The 26303-nt window shown below is 36.6% G+C and carries 26 protein-coding genes; 18 read left to right on the plus strand and 8 right to left on the minus strand.

Translation table 11 applies throughout. The features are described from left to right. The 10 genes from EK386_RS20175 to EK386_RS20185 form a co-directional block, all read left to right on the plus strand. Nucleotides 1-754: hypothetical protein (locus tag EK386_RS20175; protein WP_158674384.1), on the plus strand; the 754-nt coding region annotated here is incomplete at its 5' end. 298 nt (nt 755-1052) lie between these two features. Further along, the gene (locus EK386_RS06470) at nt 1053-1568 is read left to right on the plus strand and encodes a JAB domain-containing protein (RefSeq protein ID WP_126658219.1); all 516 of its coding nucleotides are present in this window, start codon (nt 1053-1055) and stop codon (nt 1566-1568) included. Between the two features lie 16 nt (nt 1569-1584). Further along, nucleotides 1585-1881, plus strand: coding sequence for a hypothetical protein (locus tag EK386_RS06475; protein WP_126658220.1), 297 nt, complete (start codon nt 1585-1587; stop codon nt 1879-1881). A 413-nt stretch (nt 1882-2294) separates the two neighbouring features. Further along, a complete protein-coding gene (locus tag EK386_RS06480) occupies nt 2295-3170 on the plus strand; it encodes a tyrosine-type recombinase/integrase (protein ID WP_126658221.1) in 876 nt (291 codons plus the stop codon). Between the two features lie 14 nt (nt 3171-3184). Next, nucleotides 3185-3580, plus strand: a complete 396-nt coding sequence (locus EK386_RS06485) for a hypothetical protein (RefSeq protein WP_126658222.1) — start codon at nt 3185-3187, stop codon at nt 3578-3580. Beyond that, nucleotides 3564-3734 carry a hypothetical protein gene (locus EK386_RS20180; protein WP_158674385.1) on the plus strand — a complete coding sequence of 57 codons (171 nt, stop codon included), beginning with the start codon at nt 3564-3566 and terminating at the stop codon, nt 3732-3734. The genes EK386_RS06485 and EK386_RS20180 overlap by 17 nt, the downstream gene beginning before the upstream one ends. A gap of 417 nt (nt 3735-4151) precedes the next feature. Further along, nucleotides 4152-4907, plus strand: a complete 756-nt coding sequence (locus EK386_RS06490; protein ID WP_126658223.1) for a hypothetical protein — start codon at nt 4152-4154, stop codon at nt 4905-4907. A 116-nt stretch (nt 4908-5023) separates the two neighbouring features. Beyond that, nucleotides 5024-5488, plus strand: a complete 465-nt coding sequence (locus tag EK386_RS06495) for a JAB domain-containing protein (protein WP_126658224.1) — start codon at nt 5024-5026, stop codon at nt 5486-5488. A gap of 13 nt (nt 5489-5501) precedes the next feature. Next, nucleotides 5502-5801 (plus strand): hypothetical protein, encoded by a 300-nt coding sequence (locus EK386_RS06500; protein WP_126658225.1) that lies wholly within the window; start codon nt 5502-5504, stop codon nt 5799-5801. Between the two features lie 534 nt (nt 5802-6335). Then, entirely contained in the window at nt 6336-6473 is a 138-nt protein-coding gene (locus EK386_RS20185; protein WP_158674386.1) for a hypothetical protein, read from the plus strand. 167 nt (nt 6474-6640) lie between these two features. Here the strand turns inward: EK386_RS20185 and EK386_RS06505 are convergent, their stop codons facing one another. Beyond that, nucleotides 6641-8506 carry an LTA synthase family protein gene (locus EK386_RS06505; RefSeq protein WP_126658226.1) on the minus strand — a complete coding sequence of 622 codons (1866 nt, stop codon included), beginning with the start codon at nt 8504-8506 and terminating at the stop codon, nt 6641-6643. A 455-nt stretch (nt 8507-8961) separates the two neighbouring features. On the opposite strand from EK386_RS06505, the gene EK386_RS06510 reads away from it, so the two are divergent. The 3 genes from EK386_RS06510 to EK386_RS06520 all read left to right on the plus strand — a co-directional run bounded on the left by EK386_RS06510 (nt 8962) and on the right by EK386_RS06520 (nt 12134). After that, nucleotides 8962-9891: a C40 family peptidase gene (locus EK386_RS06510; RefSeq protein ID WP_126658227.1), complete on the plus strand. Its 930-nt coding sequence runs from the start codon at nt 8962-8964 to the stop codon at nt 9889-9891. A 125-nt stretch (nt 9892-10016) separates the two neighbouring features. Then, on the plus strand, nt 10017-11084 hold the full coding sequence (locus EK386_RS06515; RefSeq protein WP_126658228.1) for a CAP and S-layer homology domain-containing protein: 1068 nt from the start codon (nt 10017-10019) through the stop codon (nt 11082-11084). Between the two features lie 477 nt (nt 11085-11561). Further along, entirely contained in the window at nt 11562-12134 is a 573-nt protein-coding gene (locus tag EK386_RS06520) for a TetR/AcrR family transcriptional regulator (protein WP_126658229.1), read from the plus strand. Nucleotides 12135-12540: 406 nt separating this feature from the next. Here EK386_RS06520 and EK386_RS06525 read toward each other — a convergent pair whose 3' ends face one another. The 3 genes from EK386_RS06525 to brnQ all read right to left on the minus strand — a co-directional run bounded on the left by EK386_RS06525 (nt 12541) and on the right by brnQ (nt 16291). Further along, on the minus strand, nt 12541-13908 hold the full coding sequence (locus tag EK386_RS06525) for a S41 family peptidase (RefSeq protein ID WP_126658230.1): 1368 nt from the start codon (nt 13906-13908) through the stop codon (nt 12541-12543). Nucleotides 13909-13986: 78 nt separating this feature from the next. Next, nucleotides 13987-14922, minus strand: a complete 936-nt coding sequence (locus EK386_RS06530) for an LCP family glycopolymer transferase (RefSeq protein WP_126658231.1) — start codon at nt 14920-14922, stop codon at nt 13987-13989. Nucleotides 14923-14971: 49 nt separating this feature from the next. After that, nucleotides 14972-16291 carry a branched-chain amino acid transport system II carrier protein gene (brnQ, locus tag EK386_RS06535; RefSeq protein ID WP_439331225.1) on the minus strand — a complete coding sequence of 440 codons (1320 nt, stop codon included), beginning with the start codon at nt 16289-16291 and terminating at the stop codon, nt 14972-14974. A gap of 242 nt (nt 16292-16533) precedes the next feature. Here brnQ and EK386_RS06540 point away from each other — a divergent pair, with 242 nt between their 5' ends. After that, on the plus strand, nt 16534-17499 hold the full coding sequence (locus tag EK386_RS06540) for a C40 family peptidase (RefSeq protein ID WP_126658233.1): 966 nt from the start codon (nt 16534-16536) through the stop codon (nt 17497-17499). Nucleotides 17500-17868: 369 nt separating this feature from the next. Then, nucleotides 17869-18369 (plus strand): C40 family peptidase, encoded by a 501-nt coding sequence (locus EK386_RS06545; protein ID WP_126658234.1) that lies wholly within the window; start codon nt 17869-17871, stop codon nt 18367-18369. A 239-nt stretch (nt 18370-18608) separates the two neighbouring features. On the opposite strand, the gene EK386_RS06550 is transcribed toward EK386_RS06545, so the two are convergent. Together EK386_RS06550 and secA2 are read right to left on the minus strand one after the other, a co-directional pair. Next, nucleotides 18609-19508 carry an accessory Sec system S-layer assembly protein gene (locus EK386_RS06550; protein WP_126658235.1) on the minus strand — a complete coding sequence of 300 codons (900 nt, stop codon included), beginning with the start codon at nt 19506-19508 and terminating at the stop codon, nt 18609-18611. 3 nt (nt 19509-19511) lie between these two features. Further along, nucleotides 19512-21878, minus strand: coding sequence for an accessory Sec system translocase SecA2 (gene secA2 / locus EK386_RS06555; protein ID WP_126658236.1), 2367 nt, complete (start codon nt 21876-21878; stop codon nt 19512-19514). A gap of 271 nt (nt 21879-22149) precedes the next feature. On the opposite strand from secA2, the gene EK386_RS06560 reads away from it, so the two are divergent. The 3 genes from EK386_RS06560 (at nt 22150) to EK386_RS06570 (ending at nt 24573) form a co-directional block, all read left to right on the plus strand. Further along, nucleotides 22150-23211, plus strand: a complete 1062-nt coding sequence (locus EK386_RS06560) for a glycosyltransferase family 4 protein (protein ID WP_126658237.1) — start codon at nt 22150-22152, stop codon at nt 23209-23211. A gap of 170 nt (nt 23212-23381) precedes the next feature. Next, the gene (locus EK386_RS06565) at nt 23382-24185 is read left to right on the plus strand and encodes a hypothetical protein (RefSeq protein ID WP_126658238.1); all 804 of its coding nucleotides are present in this window, start codon (nt 23382-23384) and stop codon (nt 24183-24185) included. Beyond that, the gene (locus EK386_RS06570; RefSeq protein ID WP_126658239.1) at nt 24178-24573 is read left to right on the plus strand and encodes a hypothetical protein; all 396 of its coding nucleotides are present in this window, start codon (nt 24178-24180) and stop codon (nt 24571-24573) included. The genes EK386_RS06565 and EK386_RS06570 overlap by 8 nt, the downstream gene beginning before the upstream one ends. An 82-nt stretch (nt 24574-24655) precedes the next feature. On the opposite strand, the gene EK386_RS06575 is transcribed toward EK386_RS06570, so the two are convergent. Beyond that, on the minus strand, nt 24656-25096 hold the full coding sequence (locus EK386_RS06575) for a ribosomal maturation YjgA family protein (protein ID WP_126658240.1): 441 nt from the start codon (nt 25094-25096) through the stop codon (nt 24656-24658). 135 nt (nt 25097-25231) lie between these two features. Continuing rightward, entirely contained in the window at nt 25232-26281 is a 1050-nt protein-coding gene (locus EK386_RS06580; protein WP_126658241.1) for an LCP family protein, read from the minus strand. Between the last annotated feature and the right edge of the window lie 22 nt (nt 26282-26303).

Raw genomic sequence — 26303 nt, forward strand, 5'->3', positions numbered from 1 at the left:
AGCTCCAACGCCAGTAGCAGCAACGTTTGCATTTGATGCACAGGGTGGAACAGTAGGAGAAACGCAAGATGATGTAACATTTGAAAATGGAACATTTACAATTGCGGCAGGATCTACATTAACAACGTTCACATTCACAGTAACGACAGGTACTGTTGACGCACCAGTAGTTACAAACTACACAGCAACAAAAGCACAAAACGGTACTTGGTCAACAGCTCCAACGCCAGTAGCAGCAACGTTTGCATTTGATGCACAGGGTGGAACAGTAGGAGAAACGCAAGATGATGTAACATTTGAAAATGGAACATTCACAATTGCGGCAGGATCTACATTAACAACGTTCACATTCACAGTAACGACAGGTACTGTTGACGCACCAGTAGTTACAAACTACACAGCAACAAAAGCACAAAACGGTACTTGGTCAGCAGCTCCAACTTATAGTATTGTATTCACATCCACTGAATCAATCAATGCTAATAGTGTAGATATTTCTTATGTTGATGCAACAAATCAAGCAGTAACAAAAACAGCAACAATTGCAACTACACCAGGAGCAGATGGTCCACCTAATACAATTATGGTATCATTTACTGAAGATATTATTACAGATTTAACAACAGCAGGAAAATTCACTTTTGATATTATAACGGGTGAAGTAGGAAGCCAAGTTACTACAAATTATAAAGCAACATATACTCCAGCTAATGGAGAAACCCCAGCATCTTGGACTTTAGAAGTAGTAAATTAATTCCTTAATACAACTAAACGAAACGTTACTTTATAAGCTAGTAGTTTACTAGTGAAATAGGTTGAAAATAATCTCATAGGGACAGGGGGGCGGTTCTCGTGTCCCACCCTAGACTTTCTTTAATTTACAAGCATCACATGGGTCAATCCTGTGTGGTGTTTTTTGTGCTTTCCTTTCCGTAACAACGTAAAAAATAAGCATATATTATATTCATAGAATCAATCAAACTATACATCTGAAGCGTCCTAAAATTTTTCCAAAGGGTTAGGGCGTTTTTGTGTTGGAGGAGGAATTGTATATGAAGCAGTATGAAGTGAAACTAGCAGAGCAGTTGCAGTTATTTGAAGGAGGCCAGTGTATATCGAAAGCAGTACCAGCGAAGCGTATGGATGTGGTGTCAATTAAGTTAGTACGGGAGAAAACGATGCTGTACAAAAACAGAAAGATTCGTTCCCCACGTGATGCCTATGAGTTAATGCGCACGTTTTTAGGGGATGTAGACCGTGAGTATTTTGTGGTGCTTTGTTTAGACACGAAGAATCAACCGACTTGTATCCAAACTGTTCACATTGGCAGTTTGAACGCTAGTATCGTGCACCCGAGGGAGGTGCTGAAACCTGCTATTTTGAGTAATAGTTGTTCGATCATTGTAGGGCATTCACATCCTTCGAATGTGACAGATCCATCCCTCGAAGATATAGAGGTAACGAAACGATTAGTACAGGCTTGTGAGATTGTGGGTGTGGATTGCTTAGATCATGTGATCATTTGTGAAGATTCATTTCGTTCGTTAAAAGAATCAGGGTATATGTAAAGGAGGTGAAGTCATCATGAAGGCGATTACAACATTGATTGAAGTACTATCTAAAAAATACGATGTTCATGTGTCCATAAGTGACATTGGTTATGAAACGGTTTGGTTTGAGAAAGACGATGTAGATGAGCAGTTAGTGCCAGCGGATGTATTAGAAGCATTAGCTGATCCTATCATTGCCGATTCTGCTAATTTTACAGATGATCAAGGGGACTACTATGTGGTCATTGTCATTGATACAGGTCAACTAGAACCGTATGAAATCTGGATGGTGAACGGTAAAGCAATTCCCGATTTTGTGAGTGGTCTGTGATTGAATTCACGTCAAAAGTAACGAGTAACTCACGACATTAGTAACAGCTAGATTAGGGATTTGTGTAAAGTGCAAGCGACACATGGCTTGTGCTTATTTGGCGTGGCTAAAAACTGATGACATTATTATAATTCTGACGTCAGTAGAGGGAGGTGAGTAGAAATGTGGGGGAAGATAGCCGCAACGATTATTATTGCAGTAGCAACGGAGGTCATTCGTGATTTAACGAGCGAAGATTAGAGGAATCATACTAAGATGGAAAGGAGGAAAGTAGATGAAGATATTACCTTGTCCATGTCATTGTCGGTGTCCGTTTTGTTTGATTAAATCAATCATTGATATTGAGAAAAATTAGATCCATTGGTGCCAAAGTTAAGCATCAATGGATTTTTCTATGTTCTGAGGTGATAAATTTGGATTTGGTAAAAGAGTTTGAACAATGGTTGGTAGAAGAAGGGAAAGCACCAACAACAATTCAGTCCTATCTTGGTGATGTAATAGGATTCCAGAAGTATCTTGGGGAGAAAGTGGCTGATGACAACCAGCTGCTTTCTCGTTTTGCATTTGTGAGATACAAGCAACATTTGCAAAATCAAAATTTTTCCGTTGCAACCATCAATAAAAAAATCAATAGCTTGAAAGTCTACAATGATTTTCTACGAATAAAAGGTGTTGTAAGCGACTCCTTCATACAATTGAAACGTGATCGAGTTAATATAGCTGCAGGTAGTGAGCATACAGTGCCTGCCTTATCTGACAAAGAAGTCGAACAGCTACTATTTTACCTTGAGAATCCAAGGAAAGTGAGCACAAGAAATAAGCTTGTTGTCTACTTGCTTCTGTACACAGGTGTTAGGGTTTCCGAGCTAATAGCAATCAAGATTAGTGATATAGAGTTCTTGACACAAACGCTTACAGTTCGGGGGAAAGGGGGCAAAATCAGACAAGTAACAATCCGTAGTGATGTGATTGAGCTTATCAAGGAATATATGAAAGGAGAACGAGCAGTATCTAAATTTCGATACAGCGAGTACCTACTTCTTAGTCAACGGACACCAAAGATGCACAGAGATGCAATCCGAGGGTATTTAGCAAATTTAGCGAAGGAACTAGGGTTTAAGCTACACCCTCACCTGTTCCGCCACACATTCTGTACACGACTTCTTCATCGAGGGATCGATCTGACAACGGTTAGCAAATTAGTAGGACATAGTTCAGTTAATATGATAGCAAAATTCTATATACAGACGTCAAGAGAGGATAAGCAAAGGGCTGTTGATTTACTTTAAAGAGGAGTGAAAGGATGAAAGTGATTCAAACATTAAATGATGTAGAATCGTTAAAAGCTCAGAGTATTACACCAAAGGAGTTAATCCAGGTTATAGAACAAGATTTTCTGACTTTGTACGAAGCAGGTGGATCGGAAGACGATCGATTATCTTTTCGATTACCTTATCAGGAATCAATTATTCTAATAGAAAAGGGTGATAACCTACTAGAATTGGTTGATAACCCAATTGAGCTTGAGTATGTTGAGAAACATAAACAAGGTCAAGTTGAATTCTACCGTTTAGCAAAACGATTTGAGCATGAATTCCAACTTGTTTATACCTTGCTTAACATTCACGATGATGAAACTGAACAGTTCCTGCGTGATCATAGTGAATGGAATGAGGGATTAGGTGATTTCCGTGTTTGAGTCGAAGAAACAATATTACATGACAAGAGCTGTTGCAGAGGAATTACCAGATGAGCATAAGCGATTTATTTTACAGTATTTGCATGAGAAGCAACAATACTTGACAGATTATCTGCAAATATTTGAGTTTTATATAGAAAATGGTCAACAATGACTCCTTCAGCGTCAAGAAGAACCCGAACGAGAAACAACCATTGCCTTTCAATTTAGTAAAAGTAGAACCCATTCATCGTAAAGTTTGGGTGCTTGACCAAGGTGATCATGTAATGATTTTATATCCTGAAGATTACTGATGGAATATGGTAACAATTGTTTGATTGTGATCTTGGAGAGGGTGAAGTCTTGTCACTAGGACAGATCATTGGTGAAATCATTGAGTTTGTATTGGACGAAGTTTGTAAATCTCGATAAAATCATATAAAAGGATTATTAGGTAGCTTAAAGGTCAAAATAGCATTTAAGTAAGCGTTTGACCTCTCTTTTTTTTAGTGTTTTGCAATCTAGTGTCTACACCGAAAAAACGAGTTTTAGTATTCAGATAAACAAAAATTTCTTATGAGTAGGTGTATTTATGGACTATGGAAAGTATTACATACCGTCGAATAAGAGGCTAAAGTATAAAAAACGAAACAAAGATCCGAAAGAAGAATATAGTTTACGTTCGCTTGTTCCTGAAATTACTGGGATTGAAACAGATGAAAAAGGTTTTGAAGCTGCTCGTAAAAGAGTGGAACGAATGGTAGAGGAAATTCAGGAAAGCCTTGGACTCGAAAAAACTACTAAAATACCACATTTTCGAAAAGAGGGATTTATTCAAATTACAAGAGCATTGTATCTTGAAAATTGGAAGCAATATGAAAAAATCAAGAAAAAAGAAAGGTTATCTGAGGCAGAATTAGTAGAATTAACAGAGTTAATGAAAGATGCGGTTACAAAAGATCCAGATACATTTGAAAATCAAATACTCCTTACACAAGTAGATATTGAGGAAAGTGTACTAGAATGGATGGATACAGTCAGAGAGTTAATTAAAGCCGATGTTAATTTAGTAGATAGGTTAGCTGCTACACCCAAGAAAAAGGAACGGATCGATGAATATCTAGCTCATTTAATAGAAGGGTTGAATTCTTGGAGAGAAAAGGTAAACGGAGATATATTTGAAGAAGGTATGACGTATAGAATGGTCGAAATTGCTAAGGAAAGGGGTCTTGATTATATGAAGGTCTTACATAATCCTGAGAGCGATGATTTTAAAGAGGTGTTTAGGACCATTGTTGAGCAAGATGCAGAGAAGTTAACAGAAAAAATAGAGAAGGATAATTTGTAACAACTACTTTGAAAGTCAAGTAGTTGTTATTTTTTTGGGATTAATTTTAGGACAAAATTTCAGGGTAACGTTGTCCTAGAATTCACCAAAATCAGACTTACAATGAGTATAAAGTTATGGAAGAAAACCAAAAGAACGTACCTGCAAAAAGAGTAGACATTGTGTCAGTGCGATTAGTGAAGGAGGCAAGCTTACTGTACAAGAATCGAAGCATTAGAAGTCCACAGGATGGCTACAATTTGTTCAAGCAATTTCTAGGGGAACTGGACAGGGAGTACTTTGTCGTCATGTGCTTAGACACGAAGAACCAGCGAACGAACATCAATGTCTATCACATTGGAAGTCTAAATGCAAGTGTCGTACATCCGAGAGAGGTGATGAAGGCTGCAATCTTGCCTAATGCAGCATCGGTAATGGTACTGCACAATCATCCGTCGGGGCAACCATCTCCAAGTCCAGAGGACATAGAGGTCACAAGGCGGTTGACCGAAGCAGGTCACATCATGGGGATTGAGCTGCTCGATCATATTGTGGTGGGCGAAAATGACTTTGTATCACTCAAAGAAAAGGGCTACGTCTAAAGGAGGGATTGCAATGGCAGCTGAACAACGTTTATCGCAAGTGTTAACGAAAAAGCTAGGTTACTATGTTCCGATTAGTGAAATCGGCTACGAAACGATTTGGTTCATGAAAGATGAAGTGGATAACAAACTGATACCACCGCAAATCATCGAGCATTTAGCCCAACCAATCATTGCAAATAGTGCGAGTTTCACAGATGCAGATGGAAATTATTATTTAGTCATTATCATAGAAATAGGATTACCTGAACCGTATGAAGTATGGTTGGTGAATGACGAAATTGTTTCTGATTTTTTAGGTGATGTTGATTGACTGACTCACGACAAAAATTTGTCATGCTGAGTTGTACCGAGTAAAACCTAGTCATACCAAGTAAAGCTGCTCATTTTGTAGCTGAAAAACTCATGTCAGAACTAAACAACTGTCGTGAGTTGGGGTGTTGTCCCTAAAATTGCGTCAGTGGTGTCAACATCGTCAATTGCCAGTACGGCCGCAACTGACGGTAAAACGGGGAAAAGGAGGAGAAGTCAGTGTGGGATAAAGTGTTGGTTACAGTGCTAGTTGCTGTGGCAACAGAAGTAGTTAAAGAATTAACGAAAGATAAATGATCCGAGGAAAGGAGAGAAAAGTAGTGAAGATTTTGCCTTGTCCAATTGAGTGTAACTGCCCATTGTGCTGGTGGAAAAGAATCATCAAATACTAAGAGTCATGAGTGCAACGTAACAAGCATTAATGGCTCTTTTTTTCTATCAAAGGAGGGAATTTGTATGAATCATGTCCAAGCGTTCCAACGCTCGTAGAATAAGGAAAGGTCAATGCGAGCAATGAGTCTTACGTGGGGGATGTATGGGTATTCGAGACGTTTTTGCAGGAGAAAGTAGCTATCAGAAAGCCATTCAAATACTTGAACCAAACCATACATTACTAACACAACTTATGAGTCAACTTACATTCAGACAGTTTATATATGTAAAGGAGAAATAGCTAGATGTGAAATTTCCCCTTGTGAACTGTCCGACTCAAGTGATACAAACATAGGTTAAACTCAACGCCATCTCCACTAAACAAAAAACTTCCTTATAGGTAAACGGTATTTTCTAACCTGTTTCCTATAGGGAAGTTTTATTAGTTCTAGAGAAATATTGTAACCTTTATCTCACCGGCAAGCTATTCATATAGCGATCGGATAAATTCATCAGTTTTAAAACGCGATCATAATCCTCTTCGTACTGTAAAAAATCCTCCACTGTCTTCGCGGTATGAATGTCAAGGGCTTGTCCATCGTCAAATCCTTCAAGTGGTTTAAAGGAAATTTCATTATTCAGAAACGATCCGAATGGCATGTAGTATCGGATGCCGAATAGGTTATCTGGATAATTCACAAGGTCTTGTCCGAAATGAATATAGTCTTCTAAAGATAGACCTAACAGATTGGCTACTGTTGGCATAATGTCAATTTGACTACCAATTGTTTCGTTTACCTCCGTAATCGCTTGGTCGCCCACCGTAATGATTAGTGGAATATTAAATTGATCGAGGTACGAATAGTCTCGCCCAACCAGTTCTTTTAATAGAGGGAAATCAGTTTCCGTTAATCCATTCGGTTGTAATCCAAAGTGATCTCCGTATAAAACAAGAATCGTATCTTCCCACATACCTTCTTCTTTTAAAACGTTGACAAATTGCTGTAATGTTTGATCCGTATAATGAATGGCTTGTAAGTAATCGCCTACAATACTGCCTTGATATTTTTCAGGTAAAGGGAGAAGATTTTTTGTCTCTGGAATTTTAAACGGGTGATGACTTGATAAAGAGACAAATTGTGCATAGAACTTTTGATTGTCTTCATGTAACGCTTTTAGTTCAGGTAAAACTTTTGCGTACAATACTTCATCTGATGGGCCAATTCCAATGACATCTTCATTTCCAAAAAACTCACCATGGTAAAACTTATCAAATCCTAAAGCCGGATAAAGGTTGATCCGGTTCCAGAACTTAACATCATTCGCATGAGCTGTTGATGTAGCATAGCCTTGTTCTTTTAATAGCTTTGGAAAACTTGGGATAACACGATTTCCAAAGGATTCAGAGGATGCTTCCCACGCCGATGGATAAAGCGATGTATTAAATAAAAACTCTGCATCTGATGTATTCCCAGGTCCGATTTGTTGAAAAATATTATTAAAATAAAGACTTTCTTCTATTAAATCGTTTAAGAAAGGTGTTACTTCTTGTCCATCCACTTCTAAATGAATCGGGAAGTCTTGGAATGCTTCAAGCTGAATGGCAATAATATTTTTATTTTCTGCAATTCCATGCCATTTTAGTTGATCTTCCGAAAGCGGTGTAATGCCCTTTAAGTCTTGAATTGTCTTTGGAAGTTTCTCAATTTCAGCACTTGTCATCGTTTTATTGTTATTCGCAACATTGTTAAGAACTGCAAGAATTTCATAATTGAGAATCCCTTGCTTTTCCGCTGCAACGACTGAGTTTGCAATTTCAGCATCCTTTTGTATGTACAGGTTAATAGCCGTTCCTACTAATCCAATAAGTAAAAAAATTGTAATTAGTACATAATTTTTCTTTGCCTCAGGTATAGATTTCTTTTTACGGATTATCACGTAAACAAGCATGACGATAAAGTCCACAAACAAAATCAAATAGATTGGTTTAAAAAGACTGAACACACTGTCTTTTATTGTGCCTACTTGGTCAAGTAGTGTTAATGCATTTAATGTCACAATATAACCGTAATAATTGTAGTAAATCACAACGCCCAATAACAGGATCGTTAAAATGAGATTCACCGTCACATATAAAATCTTTTTTATTCTATCAGATTGGATAAACTCGATTGCTCCAAAAATTATTAGTAGATAAGAAAGTTCCACTATTAATGTAAGAAAAAAACTAGTTTGTTCAAAAATCATCATTCGAACGATGAAAAATTTAATTAACATAATGAATGTAAAGAGAAAGAGTAAATAATGTTTTGATATATTCAGTTTAGTTTGCAATACACTTCACTTCCTAATATAAAATGCTCATATTATATTAACCTACAATAAAGAAGTTGTAAATTTGTAAAGGTTGGATTGTTTGGAGCTTAACATAGCATTTATTTTGTTATTCCATATAAAGTAATTAATAGTAAATAGCTTCCTTAGCATCTCATTCTCCAAATTTCGACATGTAGTATCTATCTCTTCTTTTATCCCCAAATACTTCCTGAAATCAAATGTAATTATCATCTTAAACTCACTATTTTCTACCATTATTATTACAATAATATTACGGTTGAAATAAAAAACTTAATATATGCTCATTTTTGCAGGTTTTTCCTCGTTTGAAGCGCAATTGGGTGTTATGTAAACGTTACACAAATGAAAAGTTATAATTCTACAAATTGTGATAATCTTTTACTAGATAAGAAATAATCTGACAAGTGTTTTTGAGGGGAGTATTAACCTACATGAAAAAGAGATGGTTACTACCTGTGTTTGCAACATTCATGTTACTATCAGGTATATATACAAATGACGCACAAGCAGCTTCACCAGAAGAATTATCAACTACAGCACATAAATATATTGGCATTCCTTATCAATATGGAGGAACAACGACAAACGGATTCGATTGTTCAGGATTTACGCAAAGAGTATTTTCTGATCTAGGTATTTCATTAAGCCGTACTTCAGCTTCACAATACGCTCAAGGTACTGCAGTTTCAAAAAGTAATTTAGCAGCAGGAGACCTAGTATTCTTTAATACTTCAGGTCGTGGCGTTTCCCATGTTGGAATTTACCTAGGAGATAATAAATTTATCAATGCTTCTACTAGTAAAGGAGTAGTCATTGCAAAGTTAAGCGAGTCTTATTGGGCACAACGATACATAGGAGCAAAGCGTGTAGCTACTTTTACAAACGAAGAAGTAGTAGTAGCCGCTGCTGAGGAAGTAAAATCAGTTGCAATTGATTTCTCTGTATATGCTTCACGCGCGGAAGTAGCAATACAATTAGCACAAGCTCTTGGATTAGATACATCTGATACAAGCTCTACTTTCCCTGATGTAAAATCAACGGATAAATTTGCAGGTGCAGTAACAGCATTGCAAAAAGCGGGGATTTTTGAAGGAGATCAAGACGGAAAATTCAATCCAAACTCACCAATTACTCGTGAATCAATTTCAAAAGTATTGGTAGTAGCGTTTAATTTACAGTTACAAAATAAAACATTATCGTTTACGGATGTAAAAGAAAACAGCTGGTCGTATAATTATGTTAATATTTTAGCATCTAATGGTGTTACACTTGGGACAGGCAATGGGGAATTCGCTCCTAAAGATCTAGTTTCATTAAAGCAATTAGATGCATTTATTAACCGTTCGATGGAAATTAAATAATTGTCATTTTGGAGGTGTTTACTACATGCATCTCCTTTTTTTCATAGTTTTTAGTAAAACGAGGGGAAATGTTAAGAAACTTTGTTATGATAAATAAAAGAATAGAATAAAGGGGAAGGGTATAGATGACCAAAACTAAACTTTTGCCTATTTTAATTTGTAGTATCGCATTTTTCCTTATTTTAAGTAATTCTACATTGGCAAATAATGCGAGATACTACGAGGATGTTTCATCCACACATTGGGCGTATCCTTCAATCATGAAAGTTCACAATCTAGGAATCATGGGAGAAGTAAGTGGTCATAAATTTCATCCAAAAGAAAAAGTGACGCGGGCTGAAGCGGCACAGTATTTATACAATGCGCTTGGCGTTAAGGAAGAAACGTCATTTAAAATGGCTTTTAAAGATGTACCCCAAAATGCATCTTACTATAAAGCAGTTCAAACGTTAACGAGTTTAGGTGTTTTCCAAAATACGACTGCTTTTAAACCGGATCGTCACTTAACCCGGGCAGAGCTTTGCATTGTTTTAGTCCATACTTTTTCCATTGAAGTGGATAAAATAAATAGAGCGAGCTTTAAAGATGTCGTGTCAAAGCATTGGGCAAAAGATCACATTGAATCTTTAGCGGACATTGGAATTATCAATGGAACAGGGAAAAATATGTTTTCGCCAACCTCTCATATTACACGTGCTGAATTAGCTGTCATTTTAGCTGGAACAATTGATTTTCAATTGAAATTAACCTCACATGAAATGGTTTATGATTATTTACAGAAAGACTATTTATCCGTAAAAAATCTATATCCACATTTTTCTGAAGAAGTGGTTGCATTAGTGAATGAAGAAAGAGAAAAAGTAGGCGCACCTATATTGAAAGTTGATCCCAAATTAACACAACTTGCCATCATTAAAGCAAATGACATGGTGAAACGTAGTTATTTCGATCACAAATCCCCGTTGTATGGATACCCGTGGGATATGGCTGGAATCTTTGACTATCCATTTATAAGTTTGGGCGAAAATATTGCACGGAATTATAAAAGTCCTAAAACAGTCGTCGAAGGATGGATGAAATCAAGCTCCCATCGTAGTACAATGCTTAATGAAAATTATACTAATATAGGAATCGCTTGTGTTAATGGGAAAAACGGTCAATTATACTGGGTGCAACAGTTCTCTAGTAATTAAAAAAATGGTTCAAAGGAAATTATGGTAATTAAAACCAAATATGTATCAAAAAGTAGGGGAGCGCTATAAATCGTGCTTTCCTCTTTTTAAATTTTAAGTAGTAGTACTATTAAATATTCCTATTAAATAGTACTTATTACTTCGGAAACGAACAAAAATACTACACCTGAGTCTAAAGTCTTTATTATATTATGAAAATATACTATAATGTACTAATGTTAAAGTTTTTCTTCAATCCGCAGAAAACTCTGATTTTTTATAAATAGCAGTTGATTGTGGAAAAATAGCAATTTTTTGAGGGAGAATGATCCTAGTGAATCATGCGGTTTCGTTTTGGAATGTTGAATTTAGGTAGCATCCGTGCGAAAACGCTGGCTTGACTAGTATCATAAAGGCCCAATCGCGATTTCCAATTTAGTCCAATTACGACAATTTCGTAATTATAATAAAACGCTGAAGAAGGTGGGAGAAAGTAACATGGTACGTGGAAGAAAAGTAAACTCGAATGGTGAGAAGAGTAAACAATTGTTGCGTACAAAAGCAATTGAAATATTCTCAACTAAAGGGTATTATCAAACGAAAATTAGTGACATTGTAAAAGCTGCGAATGTTACGCAACCTACATTTTATTTGTATTTTGAAAGTAAGGAATCCTTATTTTTAGACCTGAAAGAAGAGTTCCAACAAAACTTAAATAATATTTTTGAGCATCCGCAAGAATTTAGAATATCTCAAGTGATTGAAAAATTACTCTACTATTTTGCAGAAAACCCTTTATTAACAAAAATCGGGCTTTATCAATCGGATGATTCCTTCTTAGTGAAGGAAAAACTTGTAGAGAAATTTCAACAAGTACTTGAAAAGGAAAAGAACCAGTATCATCTTTTAGAAGGCTTGGATATAAAGACGATTTCACAAAGTTTAATGGGCTCAATTGAACGATTAACTTTAACATTATTAATTACAGAACAAAAAACAGCAGCAGAACTTTCTGAAGAGTTATTATCAATATACTTCAACCAACAAGCCGCATTAGCAACTGCTAAATAATTGTGATGATAAAATTCCTGATTTTGCATAGGTAGATCATATTGAACTAACAGATTGAGAAGATAATTTCTCGATCTGTTTTTTTCGTATTTTAGGAGTCTTTCGCGCGCAGCAGAATGCAGGTAAGCGCCCACAAGAAGTATCAAGCGCTCTCAAATGCAGATAAACGCCCACAAAAAGTAGCAAGCGCCCTCAAATGCAGATAAGCGCCCACAAAAAGTAGCAAGCGCCCACAAATGCAGATAAGTGCCCACAAGAAGTAGCAAGCGCCCACAAATGCAGATAAGTGCCCACAAGAAGTAGCAAGCGCCCTCAAATCCCGCTAAGCGCCCTAAACCGAAGTCAGCCCCCTCCAAAAACCTAAGAAAAAGGACGTCCCACACCAGGACGTCCCCATTCTAAAACCTTATTTTTTTACCGTAACATGCAAGTATTCACCAGGCTTTAATTGTTTGCCATTTTGGTCCTGAAGTGTTGGATGAACAACTAATACATACTCAGCTCCAGCTTTTAATGGCTTACCAGGTTTAACAAGCAGTTGATTATTTTTAGCTTCTAACGCTATTTCAACTGTATTTCCGCCAAGTTCGACTAATTCGACCGCTTTTGGAGCAACCGTTTTATTAATCGGATGGTTGAATGTGATCGTAAATGTTTTGGAAGTAGGTACATTGACTAACGCTTTACGTTCTTTATAGTTTGATAGATTTTTGGCGAAACTATCAAGGTGTGCCTTATAAATTGGGTCAGATGTTGTGATGATATCTGGTTTTAATCCGACGCCATTAACTGCTGTGCCTTTTGGTCCGAAAAATTCAGCGATTGTTAGCTTTAAGTAACTACCATCTTCTAATTGATAAAAGCTTTGCATAGACCCTTTTCCATATGTCTGTTCGCCATAAACGATTGCAGCATCTTGATCTAATAAAGCGGCTGCCGTCATTTCGGATGCACTTGCACTAAAGCGATTCACTAAAACTCGCGTATTTTGTGGGAACTTCACATTTTGCGAGATAGACCGTTCCATATATGTCTCTGTTGTAAGTTTTAGTTTGTAGGCATAAGGCGCATTTGGAAATAAGCCAATAAGTTTTTCAGCCGTTGTAACATAGCCACCACCATTATTTTGAAGGTCTAAAATATAAGATGTGGCACCTTGTTTTTTCAACAGGTTATAGGCATTGATAATTAGTTGAACACCATCATCTGAAAAGGAGCTTAATGAAATATAGCCGACATTCCCGTATAGCAATCTACTCGTCACATTTGGTAAAGAGAATGAAGTTCGTGTAATCGTTTTTGTAACGGTTGAACCATCCTCTTTTAAAAACTTTATTTCAACGGTTGTATTTACATCGCCTAAAATGAGTGCTTGTGTTTGTTCGATGCTTAAATCAACAACGGATTGACCATTTACTCCTACAATAATATCTCCAGGGACAACCCCCGATTTTTTGGCACTGCCATTTTCGATTACGTCCACAATTAAAGTGCCTTTTTCATGCTTTTCAATGACGACCCCAATACCAACCGTTGTCATATCAATCGCTTTTGTAAACGATTCAAATTCTTCTTTTGTAAAGTAAGCAGAATAAGGATCTAACATTTCAATGATTTCTTCTATGGATGTTGCACTTTGTATGTTTCCATCAATTTTCCCGACATAATCATTTTCAACAATCATTTTTACATCATCAAGTGTTGCGGCAAATGATTGGATGGGAATGGTAAGTAGAAGAAGTAAGCTGAATAAAATCGCTATCATTTTTTTCATATAATAACACCTCGTATCTGAATAACTCTATTATATAACTTCTATGTTAATAGTTAATGTATTTTTCTCAAAAAATTATTATTTTGTAGCAAGGGCTGCCTTTAGTTCGTCGCGAATTTGTTGAAGTTCATCCTCTGATGCAAAATAGTACCAAATACCATCTTCTAATCGACCTTCTCCCTCCTCAAATGAGATTTGTTCAATATTGTTTAGTGCTGGTTTATAGGATTTTAAGAAATATGTTATATCATCAAATGTCACGTTCGTTTCTACATGATCACGAATCGTCTCTAAAACAGAAGGGACTTGCCACACAATATTTAATGAAGAAAGTCTATTCAACAAACTTTCGATTACAAGACGTTGGCGAATTTGTCTGCCAAAATCACCGAGGGGATCTTCATAACGCATGCGTACATAATCTAAAGCTGCATCGCCGGATATTGTAATTTCTCCCTTTGGATAATCATTGTAATCGGTTGAAAAGGCAACTTCATTTTCAACTTCAACGCCGCCTAGTAAATCAACTAATTCTATAAAACCTTCCATATTAATTGATACAACATAATCGATGGGAATTTGTAATAAATTTTCGACGGTTTGATGGGCCATCGTGACGCCACCGAATGCATAGGAGTGGTTAATTTTATCCGAAAAATCGAGCCCTATGATTTCTGTGTAAGTGTCGCGCGGAATACTTAACATCTTCATTGTTTCAGTCTGAGGGTTCACCGTTAAAACGAGGATGGTATCTGCTCGTCCAGCTGCATCTTCAAATTGATCCACACCAAGTAAAAGCAGTGTGATAGGAGTAGGTTCTTTTGATATAGGGTCTTCCTTTTCTTGAATAATCGGTCGAGTGGTAGATGTTTCTTCTATTGTAATAGGGGAATGAATGGCTTTCATTGTCGATTGAAAGTTGAAAAATAGATATGCAGCGTAACCAATCACGAGGAAGAGGAAAAATGTAATCATAATCAAAATCAATTTTTTCCGAGTGAGCCATTTTGGCATAAAAAAATCTCCTCCGATTACACCGTATGCAATGGGAGGAGTGAACATGTTATTTTTTTGTAACGAGGTGAATAATCCACCCGATCACTAGACCTACTAATGCTGGTACTAGCCAACCAACGTTTTGTTCATACAATGGTAAAGCACTTAACACATTTTCATAAGCTGGAATTTTAATACCAGTAGTTTTAATTCCGTCATATAAACTCACTAGAGCAGTTGCGATTAATGCAAGGCTATAAACGATCGGTCTGCGGTCAAATAATTGATCGAATAACACTAAGAACATTAACACAATGGCAATCGGATAGATGAACATTAAAACTGGTAATGTAATTGAAATTAACTTCGAAAGACCAAAGTTTGAAATAACAAAACTAAATACCGTAAAGATCACCGCTAATGTTTTGTAAGAAAAACGTGGGAACAGTTTATGGAAATACGTAGCGTTTGCAGAAACTAACCCAACTGCTGTTGTAATACAAGCTAAAATGATAACTAACGATAAAATGATATTCCCCGCACTGCCGTAAAGAATTCGTGCTGATTGAGCAATGATACTTGCTCCATCTCCAATATAGCCAATCTTATCTGTACTTGTCGCTCCGATATATTCTAACGAAATGTAAACAAAAGCTAGTCCAAGTGCAGCAACGATACCTGAGAAGATTGTAATGGTTACTTGTTTCGCACGATCTGTAATCCCTTTTGCTTGCAACGATTGTACGATGACAATCCCAAATACAAGAGAAGCTAATACATCCATTGTTAAATACCCTTGAATAAAGCTTTCTGAAAAGGCATTTGTTACATAAACCCCATGAGGCTCACCGAATTCACCCATTGGATTAATAAAAGCTTTAATTGCTAGTAACGTAATAACAATTAAAAGTGCCGGCGTTAAAATTTTCCCAATACGGTCTACTAACTTTGTAGGGTTTAACGATAAGTAGAGCACGATCGTGAAAAAGATTAGGGAAGCAATAAATAACGGAATCCAACTTGATTGTGAAGATTCTGACAAAAATGGTGCGATTCCAATCTCATATGTCACAGCCCCTGTACGAGGGATGGCAAAAAGTGGCCCAATTGATAAATAAATTACTGCAGTAAAAATAGCGCTAAATACTGGGTGGATACGATTCGCAACAATTTGCAAATCCCCTCCATTTTTCGCCACTGCAATAATCCCGATTAATGGTAACCCAACTCCTGTAATTAAAAAGCCTATAATGGAAGGTAAAAATTCCGTTCCTGCGTTTTGGCCTAATTCGGGTGGGAAGATGATATTCCCTGCACCTAGGAATAAAGCGAAGAGCATAAATCCTACTGCAAGATTTTCTTTGATGAACTGCATAAAATTCCCTATTCCTTTCTAATTTGAAAAGCAAAAACTTTCAAAAAATAATAATTATTTGTGTTCACACAAATGTGAATTGTATCACAAATTACTCAAGAATCAAATAGTATATTCATATTCTTTACATTCTTTTGTCGAAATATTGATAAATTCGTAAAAAAGTTTTTGTAAACAACATATTGTGTGCTGTCGAAATAATTATTAAGATGGTAATATAGGAAACTTTTTCACTGAAAGGGTGAATTCAACATATGAAACACAACAAAAAATTACTCCTACTTGCATCAACGGTTATTGCAACATCTGTTCTAGCAGCACCCATTGCTGAAGCTTCTACATATGTAGTTGGTAAAGGTGATACATTAACGAAAATTGCAAAAACGAATAGTACAACGGTGGAAAAGATCAAAGAATGGAATCAATTAAACAATGACTTAATTTTTGTTGGCCAAAAGCTAGCATTGTCGGCTACAAAAGTAGAGCAATCGCCTAAGCCTGCGAAGCCTCAGACAAAGCCAATAAAAGTGGTATCGGTGACGACTCAACAATCCGCGACCGAATCTAAAATTTCCCAATATCAAGTAGAAAAAGGGGACACATTAACGAAGATTGCGAATAAATTTTCGATTAATGTAGCAGAATTGAAAAAATTGAATAACTTAGCTTCTGACAAAATCTTTGTTGGCCAAACATTACGCATTGACAAAAACGTACAAGAAGTAGGGGAACCAGTAAAAGAATTTTCGAGTGATGTTGTGAAGGAAACAGATCAACAAATCGATAAACAATTACTAAAGGAAAAGCCGGTGTTAGCAGCTCCTTCTGTTGTAGGACAAGCTTCATATGCAAAAGTAATCAGTTTAGCTAGCGAATTAATGGGCATCCCATATCAATATGGTGGCAATACTCCTGAAGGTTTTGATTGTAGCGGCTTTGTTCGCTATGTCTTTTCTAATGCAGGAGTCGACATTGCTCGTAAAAGTAGTAAAGACTACTTTTTAAATGATACAACACTAGTAGAAACGCCAGTCGCTGGAGATGTGGTGTTCTTTAAGGATACGTATATTGCAGGCATTTCACATATGGGCATCTATTTAGGTGATGGTGCCTTCATCCATGCAGGAACTAATGGTGTGGAGCTATCAAAATTAGAGTATGAGTATTGGGATACACGTTTTGTCGCATTTAAACGATTTAATCAATTCATTACAAAGTAGATTAATAGATTTTCAGCGAAATTATATCATTAGAAGCATAGCATTCTGGAGAACCTCTTTCTGTGCATAATAGGTCGAAAATATGATACTTTCGACTAATAAGAGGGAGTTTTGTATTACAAATGTTACAAAAAACTGCTTGTACAAATTACGAGCTTTTCAGAAGTAATTTTACAAAATAAAAGATTATAAATTGGAATGTTAGGAAAACCTTGGTATAACTGTATTTCTAGCAATATCCAATACTATGAAATTTATCAAACTATGTAATTTCTTTGTTATTAAACTGTAATGTTATAGAACAATATATCGTGTTACTCTATTAATAGATAACTTTTCAGATAATTCGTTATATGTTGGAGGGACACGATGAAATATAGCAAGCACATTCGACAATTCGTACTAGCATCTATAGCAGGATTCGCCATATACTTTTCACCAATCGTAACAGAAAATACATACGCAGCAGAAGAAGAAATCACTTCTGCAGAATTACAAGAAACGGCAAAACAATACTTAGGTGTTCCTTATCGTTATGGCGGCACAAGTACAAGTGGTTTTGATTGTTCAGGATTTGTTTTAACGGTTTATAAAGGCCTTGGCGTCAACTTACCACGCACATCATCATCTATGTATAATGTAGGTGATAAAGTAGCAAAAGAAGACTTACAACCAGGCGATTTAGTATTCTTCAATACATCTGGCCGTGGAATTTCCCATGTAGGCATTTATTATGGCAATGGCAAATTCATTCATTCACAAACAGGTCAAGGTGTTAGCATTACAGACATCAATGATAAATGGTACTGGGGAGACCGTTACGTAGGTGCAAAACGTGTATCAGATATTCAATTAGTCGCAAAAAACTAATCTTATAGAAAAAGTGTAGATGGAGACAACAATTTGTCTTTATCTACACTTTTTTTGTTTGGGGAGGGGTTATTATTAGCCAAACTTGGGTCGATATTAGCCAAATCACTGGGGTTATTAGTCAAACTAGTGACAATATTAGCCAAAGTAGGCAGAATATTAGCCAATCAAGTATCATCCCATAAAAAAGCGCTATGACTTAAGCAATTTCTAAGTCATAGCGTCCTACATTTTATATTCTATTGCACAACTCTAGCTGTCCAGCGGGAGAAGTCTGCATCTTCTGCGTTTACTAATTCTGCTGGGAAGATGAATGTCCAAGGTTTCGTTGAGTTTGGTTGCACTGTTAGAACAGGATCTAATTTAAACGAACCTTTTGCAATCATTTTTCCATTTGCATCGATAATTTCAAGTGGCAATTGCTCTAAATTGATTGCTTTGTCGTTACCGTTACGAATGAATACAGAGGCATGTAAGCTTTTGTCGTCTTGTAACTTCGCTTGTAAGCCTGTAAAGTTCACTTCTTTTTTACCTAGCTTCGGTAAGTCTTTTACGATTTTTTCTAATGCATCTTGTTGTTCTTGTGGCAGTTGTTTTTTCCAAGTATCATCTAAATCTAATTGATGTCCTCGTAAAGAAATTAAGTTAAAGGCAATTTTCCAACCTTCTTCTGGTACTTCCTCTGCATCAATCGAATTTTTATCGAACGTAAATACCCATGGGCGAGCACTTTCTGCAGGGATTTGGCCAAGCTCTTTGAAGTTAAAAGCTTTGGATGCTAAACGTTTTTCATCTTTATCTAATAAAATTAATTCGATGTCCCCAAGCTCGATCGGTTGTGGTAAAGATGAACGGAAGAACGCTTTTACATGCCACGCGCCGTTACGAGCATCTTCTTCGATACTGATTGCCGCTAGCGATAATTGATTTGGTTTTAATGGTTCTAATTCATTCGCTAAGAAGCGGAATACATATTGTTGTTCTTGTGGTACATTCCACTCTGGATGGAAAGATAACTTAGTTACGACTTCTTTCCCTGCACTGGCATCTTTCTTAGAACCTTGTACTAGTTCTTTAGAATCAATTGCACTATCTTTTCCGACTTTATCTGTTTTCTTGAAAAAATCAAAAATACCCATTGTTTATTGTTCCCCCTGTTCCTGATTAGCAAGCGACTTCATAAAGCTGACTAATTCGACTACGATTGAACGGCGTAATTCTTGGTAGTTTTTACCGAATAATTCAAGTCCTTCACGTTCATAAATGCGCATTGGATCTTCTTGTTGGTAATGACGTAAGCCAATGCCTTCTTTTAAATGCGCCATTTGTTCTAAATGTTTTACCCACATCGAATCAATATAACGTAACATAACACGTGGAATAATAGACATCACTTGTTCGTTTTGCTCGAAGCTTTCCACTGTTTCGAGTAATTCATCGATAGAAGGTTGCATTGCCTCTAAAATACGTTTTACCTTTGTTTCTTCACGATTTACTGTGACTGGTGTTAAGAATAGGGAATTCACTGTATGTTCCATTTTATCGAAGTCCCATTCAAGTGGATCTACCTCTTCTGGTGCATTATCACGAACAGCAAAATCGACTGTTTCTACTGTCATTGTTTTTAATTGTTTAATGATGTCGTTACCTTCTAATACGCCATCACGAAGATTGTAAATAACGCGACGTTGGTCATTGATTACATCATCCAGTTTTAAATTGTATTCACGCATGGAGAAGTGTGCACCTTCCACAATGCGCTGCGTACGGTTAATGATTTCGTAAATATCTTTATTCGTAATTCGACCGATGTCATCAACTTGCATTTTGCTTTGGAATTTTTCTACATCTTCTTTCGCAAAACGACGGAACATATCATCTTGGATGGAAATAATAAATCGGCTTTCTCCTGGGTCACCCTGTCGACCAGAACGACCACGTAATTGATTATCGACGCGGCGACTTTCATGTTTTTCGGTACCGATTACATAAAGTCCTCCTAGTTCGTCTACACCTTCACCAAGAACGATGTCAGTACCACGACCAGCCATGTTTGTTGCAACGGTAATGCGGCCTTTTTGACCTGCTTCCGAAATTAATTCAACTTCTTGCTCAACCGTTTTCGCGTTTAATAATTGGTAAGGTAAACCATATTTATCTAAACATTTTGCTACTTTTTCTGATTGTAAGATAGAAGTTGTGCCAATTAATACCGGTTGTCCTAAATCATGACGACGGGAAGCTTCTTGTGCGACATATTCGTATTTTGCTTCGATTGTGTTAAATACGATATCCTGTTGGTCCATACGAATACGTGGACGGTTTGTCGGGATTTGAATAACACTCATTCCATATACTTCTTGGAATTCTTTTTCTTGCGTTTTCCCTGTACCTGTCATCCCTGATAACATCGGATACATACGGAAGTAGTTTTGAATGGTAACTTGTGCTTGTGCTTTATTTTCTTCTGTGATCGTAACGCCTTCTTTTGCTTCAAGCGCTTGGTGTAAGCCGTCTGACAGAGAACGACCTTCCAAAATACGACCAGTAAACATATCAACTAATTCAATTTTGTCTTCTTTTACAATATAATCGACATCGCGTTCGAACATCACATGCGCACGAACTGCCTGGATTACATAATGGTAAAGCGTTTGGTGTTCTAATTCATAAAGGTTATCTACACCAAATGCAGCTTCTACTTTTTCGATCCCCTGATCAGTTAGAGAAGTTGCCTTTGTTTCATCATCGAAATCATAATCTTCATCTTTTTTGAAACGTTTTGCAAGAACTGCAGCAATGCGGTGTAGCTCTTCATTGGCACTCATTTTCCCGGCAATAATTAACGGCGTTTTTGCTTCGTCAATTAATACGGAGTCCACTTCATCAATAATCGCGAAATGATATGGACGTTGAACTTTATCTGCAATGGAATGAGCCATATTGTCACGTAAGTAATCAAATCCAAACTCAGTACCTACTCCATATGTAATGTCCGCATTGTATGCTTGTTTCTTTTGGTCAGGTTCCATCATCGGTACGTTTAAGCCAACTGTTAAGCCTAAAAAACGGTGAATTTGGCCAATTAGCTCAAAGTCGCGTTTTGCTAAGTAATCGTTTACTGTAATAACGTGAACCCCTTTTCCTTCAAGGGCACGAACGTATGATGGTAGGGAAGCAACTAATGTTTTCCCTTCACCTGTAGGCATTTCGGCAATGTTTCCTTCTGTTAGAACAAGACCGCCAATTAATTGCACGTCGAAATGACGCATATTTAATACACGCTTTGACGCCTCACGCACAACGGCAAATGCATCAGGGATAATATTGACAATATCTTCACCATTTTCAATACGTTCTTTAAATGTGAGCGTCATATTACGTAATTCATCGTCTGTCATCGATGAGTATGTAGTTTCAAGACCATTAATTTTATCAACTATTTTGTAGTATCTTTTTAATTCTCGAGCACTCGTTTTTTCTTTGTTACGACTAAAAATTGAGAACATGATTTTACGCTCCTTTAAAAATTGCCTATATATGTAGACACTTAGTTATTCTATCAAACTTTTGCTGGTATGACTACTTAAGGAGAGGGAAAACTATGGTACAAAGAATATTCGGTTTGGAAACGCTTACTCTTTGTGATATACAAATTTAACAAAATTATATTAATTGTTTTGATTTTGTAACCCAAGACCCTCTATACTTTTCAATTTTGTTCATGTTATACTTAGACTGGTTTATCGTGTATATATTTTATTTTTGAGGAGGAGAGACATGCTTTACGTGTCTTTAATCGTGGCGTTTCTTGCGTCAATTTTAGTGACTCCGTTAGTAAAGCGATTAGCATTTCGTATTGGAGCAGTCGATGCACCCAATTATCGAAAAGTCCATTCGCGCATCATGCCACGACTAGGTGGTTTAGCTATATTTATTGCTTTTGTTATTGGATTTTTGATTTTAACACCGGATACGCCAAAAAATGAATCACCATATATGTCTTTAGCAATTATTTTAGGAGCGACAGTCATTGTCATTACAGGTATTCTGGATGATATGTATGAAATCTCTGCTAAAGCCAAAATGATAGGTCAATTAGTTGCCGCATTAATTATTGTCTTTTTCGGTGGCATCCAAATTGAATTCATTAACCTTCCATTTGGTGGTGAGTTAGACTTCGGATTTTTAAGTATACCGTTCACAATTTTGTGGATTGTCGGTATTACAAATGCCATTAACCTAATTGATGGTTTAGATGGACTTGCTGCAGGTGTTTCAACAATTGCGTTAATCACACTCGCTTGCATGGCCTTCTTATTAGGGAATACGTTCGTTGTGGCAACTGCAGCGATTTTAGCATGTAGCACAATCGGATTCTTATTCTACAATTTCCACCCAGCGAAAATATTTATGGGTGATACGGGAGCTCTTTTCCTTGGCTTTATGATCGCGGTTATGTCGCTGTTAGGTTTTAAAGGAGTAACGGTATTTTCATTTATTATCCCAGTTATTATGCTAGGTGTACCAATTTCTGATACATTTTTTGCAATCGTTCGTCGCTTACGAAACAAACAAAAATGGTCAGATCCAGACAAATCGCACTTACATCACCGTTTAATTGATATCGGCTTTTCACATCGTCAAACGGTTTTAATCATCTATGCAATCGCTGCATTATTTGGACTAGCTGCCATCACAATTTCGGTTTCGACTTTATGGGGTGCTATTCTTCTAAGTACGGTCGTGGTTGTAGCCATCGAATTGTTCGTCGAAATGATTGGACTAGCTGGCAAAAATTACAAGCCTTTATTGAACATTGTGCGGATATTTAATAAGTAAAAGTTAATAGTTGAATTTTCTAGTCACTACTTTTTTATAGGTAGTGGCTTTTATTTATGATAAATTTAAATAAAATTAACAAATTTAAGGAAATGTATAACGGACGAATTTGTTGTGATTGGAACGGATGGAATTACATAAGAAACTCTGATAAACGGATGTGATGAGAAGTGGAAATAATTAAAATTCCAAAAGGGGCAGAACGTATTATTAGTACCTCTAGTAAAGGGGATCAGTCAAAATGGCATCTTCATAACCAATGGATAAAGCAAAATACAAGAGGTTATGAGGGGATTGCTGAATATGTAGCTTCGATGATTTTAGCAAACTCTACTCTTCACCCTTCAGAATATGTGAAATACACTCCATGCGAAATTATAGTTAATAGTTTTGCTACTGAGGGTTGTATATCACCTGACTTTCGTGGCAAATACGAGCAAGAAATCTCTCTGGAACGATTATTTGAGAAAAACTTTACATTAACAAGTGATATTTTAGGGAATTCCAAGTTATCTACATCGGAAAAAGTGGCGCAAGTTATTGAAAAAGTTTATGAATTTACGGAGCTTGATATCACCCTTCCGCTTACAAGGATGCTAGCATTTGATGCATTCATATTAAATGAAGATCGCCATACAAATAACATTTTGTTTCTTTATGATATAAAAGAGGACTCGTGGAAATTGGCCCCATTGTTTGATCATGGATTAAGTTTGCTTTCTGATATGAAAGATTACCCAAAGCATATGGACGTGGAAATTTTGAAACGAAAAGTGAAAGCGAAGCCATTTAATTCTAGTTTTAAAAAGCAACTTGCACTGTATGATGGACCTCCGTTTATTCAGGTGGAGTCGCTGAAGCAAGCTATTCTTGCTTCACCTTATCCATTAGGTCGGATTCCCGAGCTACTTGAACTTCAGCTAAATGATCCAATGTATGAAAAGATATTGATACGAGGTGTGAACGATGATTGATTATATGCAATTTGATGTAATGTTGTTCGATGAGATCATTGCAACGGTGAATCTTAAGCCTAAGAATGGCGGTACCCCTTATGTAATAAATTATATTACTGGTTTTAATAAGCAATTTTCACCCAATATGGAGGGGCATATTACGTTAGAAGAACTAGAAGCTTGGCTGAAATGGCGTGTATTCCCATCTTCACGTGTGAATGCTGACGAATTACTTGATGCACTTGGACTCAATGCTTATAACAAGTGGGGGATCGTTCGAAAAACACATGGTGTCATGGCGGATGATGAAATTTGGTTACGATTCAAAGGTGAAACCCTGACGCATAAGGATGTTTGTTTGCGTAAGGAATTGTATTATCCAGAGGAATCGAGTATTCAGGAATAGCTATAAAACTCAACGCACAAATGGACTGATTAGCATCATAATTAACAGTCCATTTTTTTAAACAAAATCCTAATAAAAACGGCTAACTATTTAACGACTCCGTTGAGCTACTAAGGTAGGTAATTACCTTATCTATGACAGTGGCAACTATAATCCCTCCCGTATAACGAAGTAGATCAATCGTAAGAAACCCCTTGCCTAATATCAATGCTCCAAGCAACGTACTCCGAATTTGATTAATCCACTCCTCTTGATACAACTGACTGAATTCAATGCCAAAGCTGAATAAAAAACTAAGTAATAGAGCGGTACGAATCCTTTTACGTACGAATAAAAAACGGAATCCAAAATAAATCATCATAGCCCAAAGTAGATCGCCGGAGTGTTGAGCAACGAATTCGGGGAGTAGGAGGCTATATTTTCTAGAAGCGAGTCCTAAAACAATTGTAACAACGGCCGCAAGTAGATAAATTAGTCTTAAGTGAAAGATCGTTCGTTCATTTTTAACATTCAAGCAGATCATCCTTTAACACAAAATTTTTTTACCCCTTCTAAAAATAACGATTACAAATTAGTTAGGATGTCAAAATTCAATGGTATTTTAAATAAAAAACCCGAAGAACTCCACTACAAAGTTCTTCGGGTTTTGCGCATTTATTTATTGTTCTAACGATACATCTGCTTCGATCGCGTTTTCATTTTCAGTTTTTGTTCCAGAGATATCGGATGTATCTGGAATTAAACCTAAATGACTTTTTAAAATATGTTGTGTTTCGGATAATGATTCTTGGTCAAGTTGGTAATAATAAGTACCAGTGGACATATCATCATAACCGACAAGTGTTAATGCATCGATTTGAGGAACGCCTTTTGTAAAGTAATTTAAGAACGATTTCATTTCATCAAAGCTCATATCTGTTTTCATGTTATCGCCAATTGCTTCAATGATGTCATCGTATTTTGTAATGGATGAGGCAGACGCTGCTTTTGTTGCAATAGCCTTTAAAATATCTTGTTGACGTTTACCACGCATAATGTCGCTGTCGTGTTTACGAGTACGAGCTAATGCAAGTGCTTGGCTACCATTTAATTCTTGAAGACCTGGCTCTAGTCGAACATTGAATCGATCGTTTTCATCTAGTTCTGTAAAGGCATAAGGAATGTCCACATCAACTTCAATACCGCCTAACGCATCAACTACATCGATGAATGCATCGAAGTTCATACGCACATAGTAATCAACAGGAATATCAAACAATTCCTCAACCGTTTCGATTGTTGCAAGTGTCCCACCGAATGCATGGGCATGTGTGATTTTATCTTCATAATCAACATGTGGGATATACACATAAGAATCACGAGGAATACTCACTAATTTTACCGATTTTGATTCGTTATTTAATGTGGCTAAAACAAGGGCGTCGGAACGTGAATTTTCAGCACCTTGACCACGTTTTTCACCATCATCAACTCCGACAAAAAGGATCGAAATATTATCTTGTATTGGTTCAACTTTAGCTTCACGCTTCTCAGAAACAGGTCGATCCTGGATGACTTCATAGGATTCTGTAACGGCATACTCTGCTTTTTTCGTTATGTAGACTCCGTAAGCGGTCAAACTAATTAAAAGAGAAGCGGATAATATCAGTAAAATTTTAAGGACAAAAGAAAATCGTGATGATTTCTTCCTATTATTAGTATTTTTCATTAAGACTCTCCTCTGAATGTAG

This window comes from Lysinibacillus antri (genome assembly GCF_003977595.1).
In the GTDB taxonomy this organism is placed as follows: domain Bacteria; phylum Bacillota; class Bacilli; order Bacillales_A; family Planococcaceae; genus Ureibacillus; species Ureibacillus antri.

Coding starts and splice junctions, on each gene's coding strand:
- EK386_RS06470 (WP_126658219.1), top strand. CDS start 1,053: ATGAAGCAGTATGAAGTGAAACTAGCAGAGCAGTTGCAGTTATTTGAA.
- EK386_RS06475 (WP_126658220.1), top strand. CDS start 1,585: ATGAAGGCGATTACAACATTGATTGAAGTACTATCTAAAAAATACGAT.
- EK386_RS06485 (WP_126658222.1), top strand. CDS start 3,185: ATGAAAGTGATTCAAACATTAAATGATGTAGAATCGTTAAAAGCTCAG.
- EK386_RS06490 (WP_126658223.1), top strand. CDS start 4,152: ATGGACTATGGAAAGTATTACATACCGTCGAATAAGAGGCTAAAGTAT.
- EK386_RS06495 (WP_126658224.1), top strand. CDS start 5,024: ATGGAAGAAAACCAAAAGAACGTACCTGCAAAAAGAGTAGACATTGTG.
- EK386_RS06500 (WP_126658225.1), top strand. CDS start 5,502: ATGGCAGCTGAACAACGTTTATCGCAAGTGTTAACGAAAAAGCTAGGT.
- EK386_RS20185 (WP_158674386.1), top strand. CDS start 6,336: ATGGGTATTCGAGACGTTTTTGCAGGAGAAAGTAGCTATCAGAAAGCC.
- EK386_RS06510 (WP_126658227.1), top strand. CDS start 8,962: ATGAAAAAGAGATGGTTACTACCTGTGTTTGCAACATTCATGTTACTA.
- EK386_RS06515 (WP_126658228.1), top strand. CDS start 10,017: ATGACCAAAACTAAACTTTTGCCTATTTTAATTTGTAGTATCGCATTT.
- EK386_RS06520 (WP_126658229.1), top strand. CDS start 11,562: ATGGTACGTGGAAGAAAAGTAAACTCGAATGGTGAGAAGAGTAAACAA.
- EK386_RS06525 (WP_126658230.1), bottom strand. CDS start 13,908: ATGAAAAAAATGATAGCGATTTTATTCAGCTTACTTCTTCTACTTACC.
- EK386_RS06530 (WP_126658231.1), bottom strand. CDS start 14,922: ATGCCAAAATGGCTCACTCGGAAAAAATTGATTTTGATTATGATTACA.
- EK386_RS06540 (WP_126658233.1), top strand. CDS start 16,534: ATGAAACACAACAAAAAATTACTCCTACTTGCATCAACGGTTATTGCA.
- EK386_RS06545 (WP_126658234.1), top strand. CDS start 17,869: ATGAAATATAGCAAGCACATTCGACAATTCGTACTAGCATCTATAGCA.
- EK386_RS06550 (WP_126658235.1), bottom strand. CDS start 19,508: ATGGGTATTTTTGATTTTTTCAAGAAAACAGATAAAGTCGGAAAAGAT.
- secA2 (WP_126658236.1), bottom strand. CDS start 21,878: ATGTTCTCAATTTTTAGTCGTAACAAAGAAAAAACGAGTGCTCGAGAA.
- EK386_RS06560 (WP_126658237.1), top strand. CDS start 22,150: ATGCTTTACGTGTCTTTAATCGTGGCGTTTCTTGCGTCAATTTTAGTG.
- EK386_RS06570 (WP_126658239.1), top strand. CDS start 24,178: ATGATTGATTATATGCAATTTGATGTAATGTTGTTCGATGAGATCATT.
- EK386_RS06575 (WP_126658240.1), bottom strand. CDS start 25,096: ATGATCTGCTTGAATGTTAAAAATGAACGAACGATCTTTCACTTAAGA.
- EK386_RS06580 (WP_126658241.1), bottom strand. CDS start 26,281: ATGAAAAATACTAATAATAGGAAGAAATCATCACGATTTTCTTTTGTC.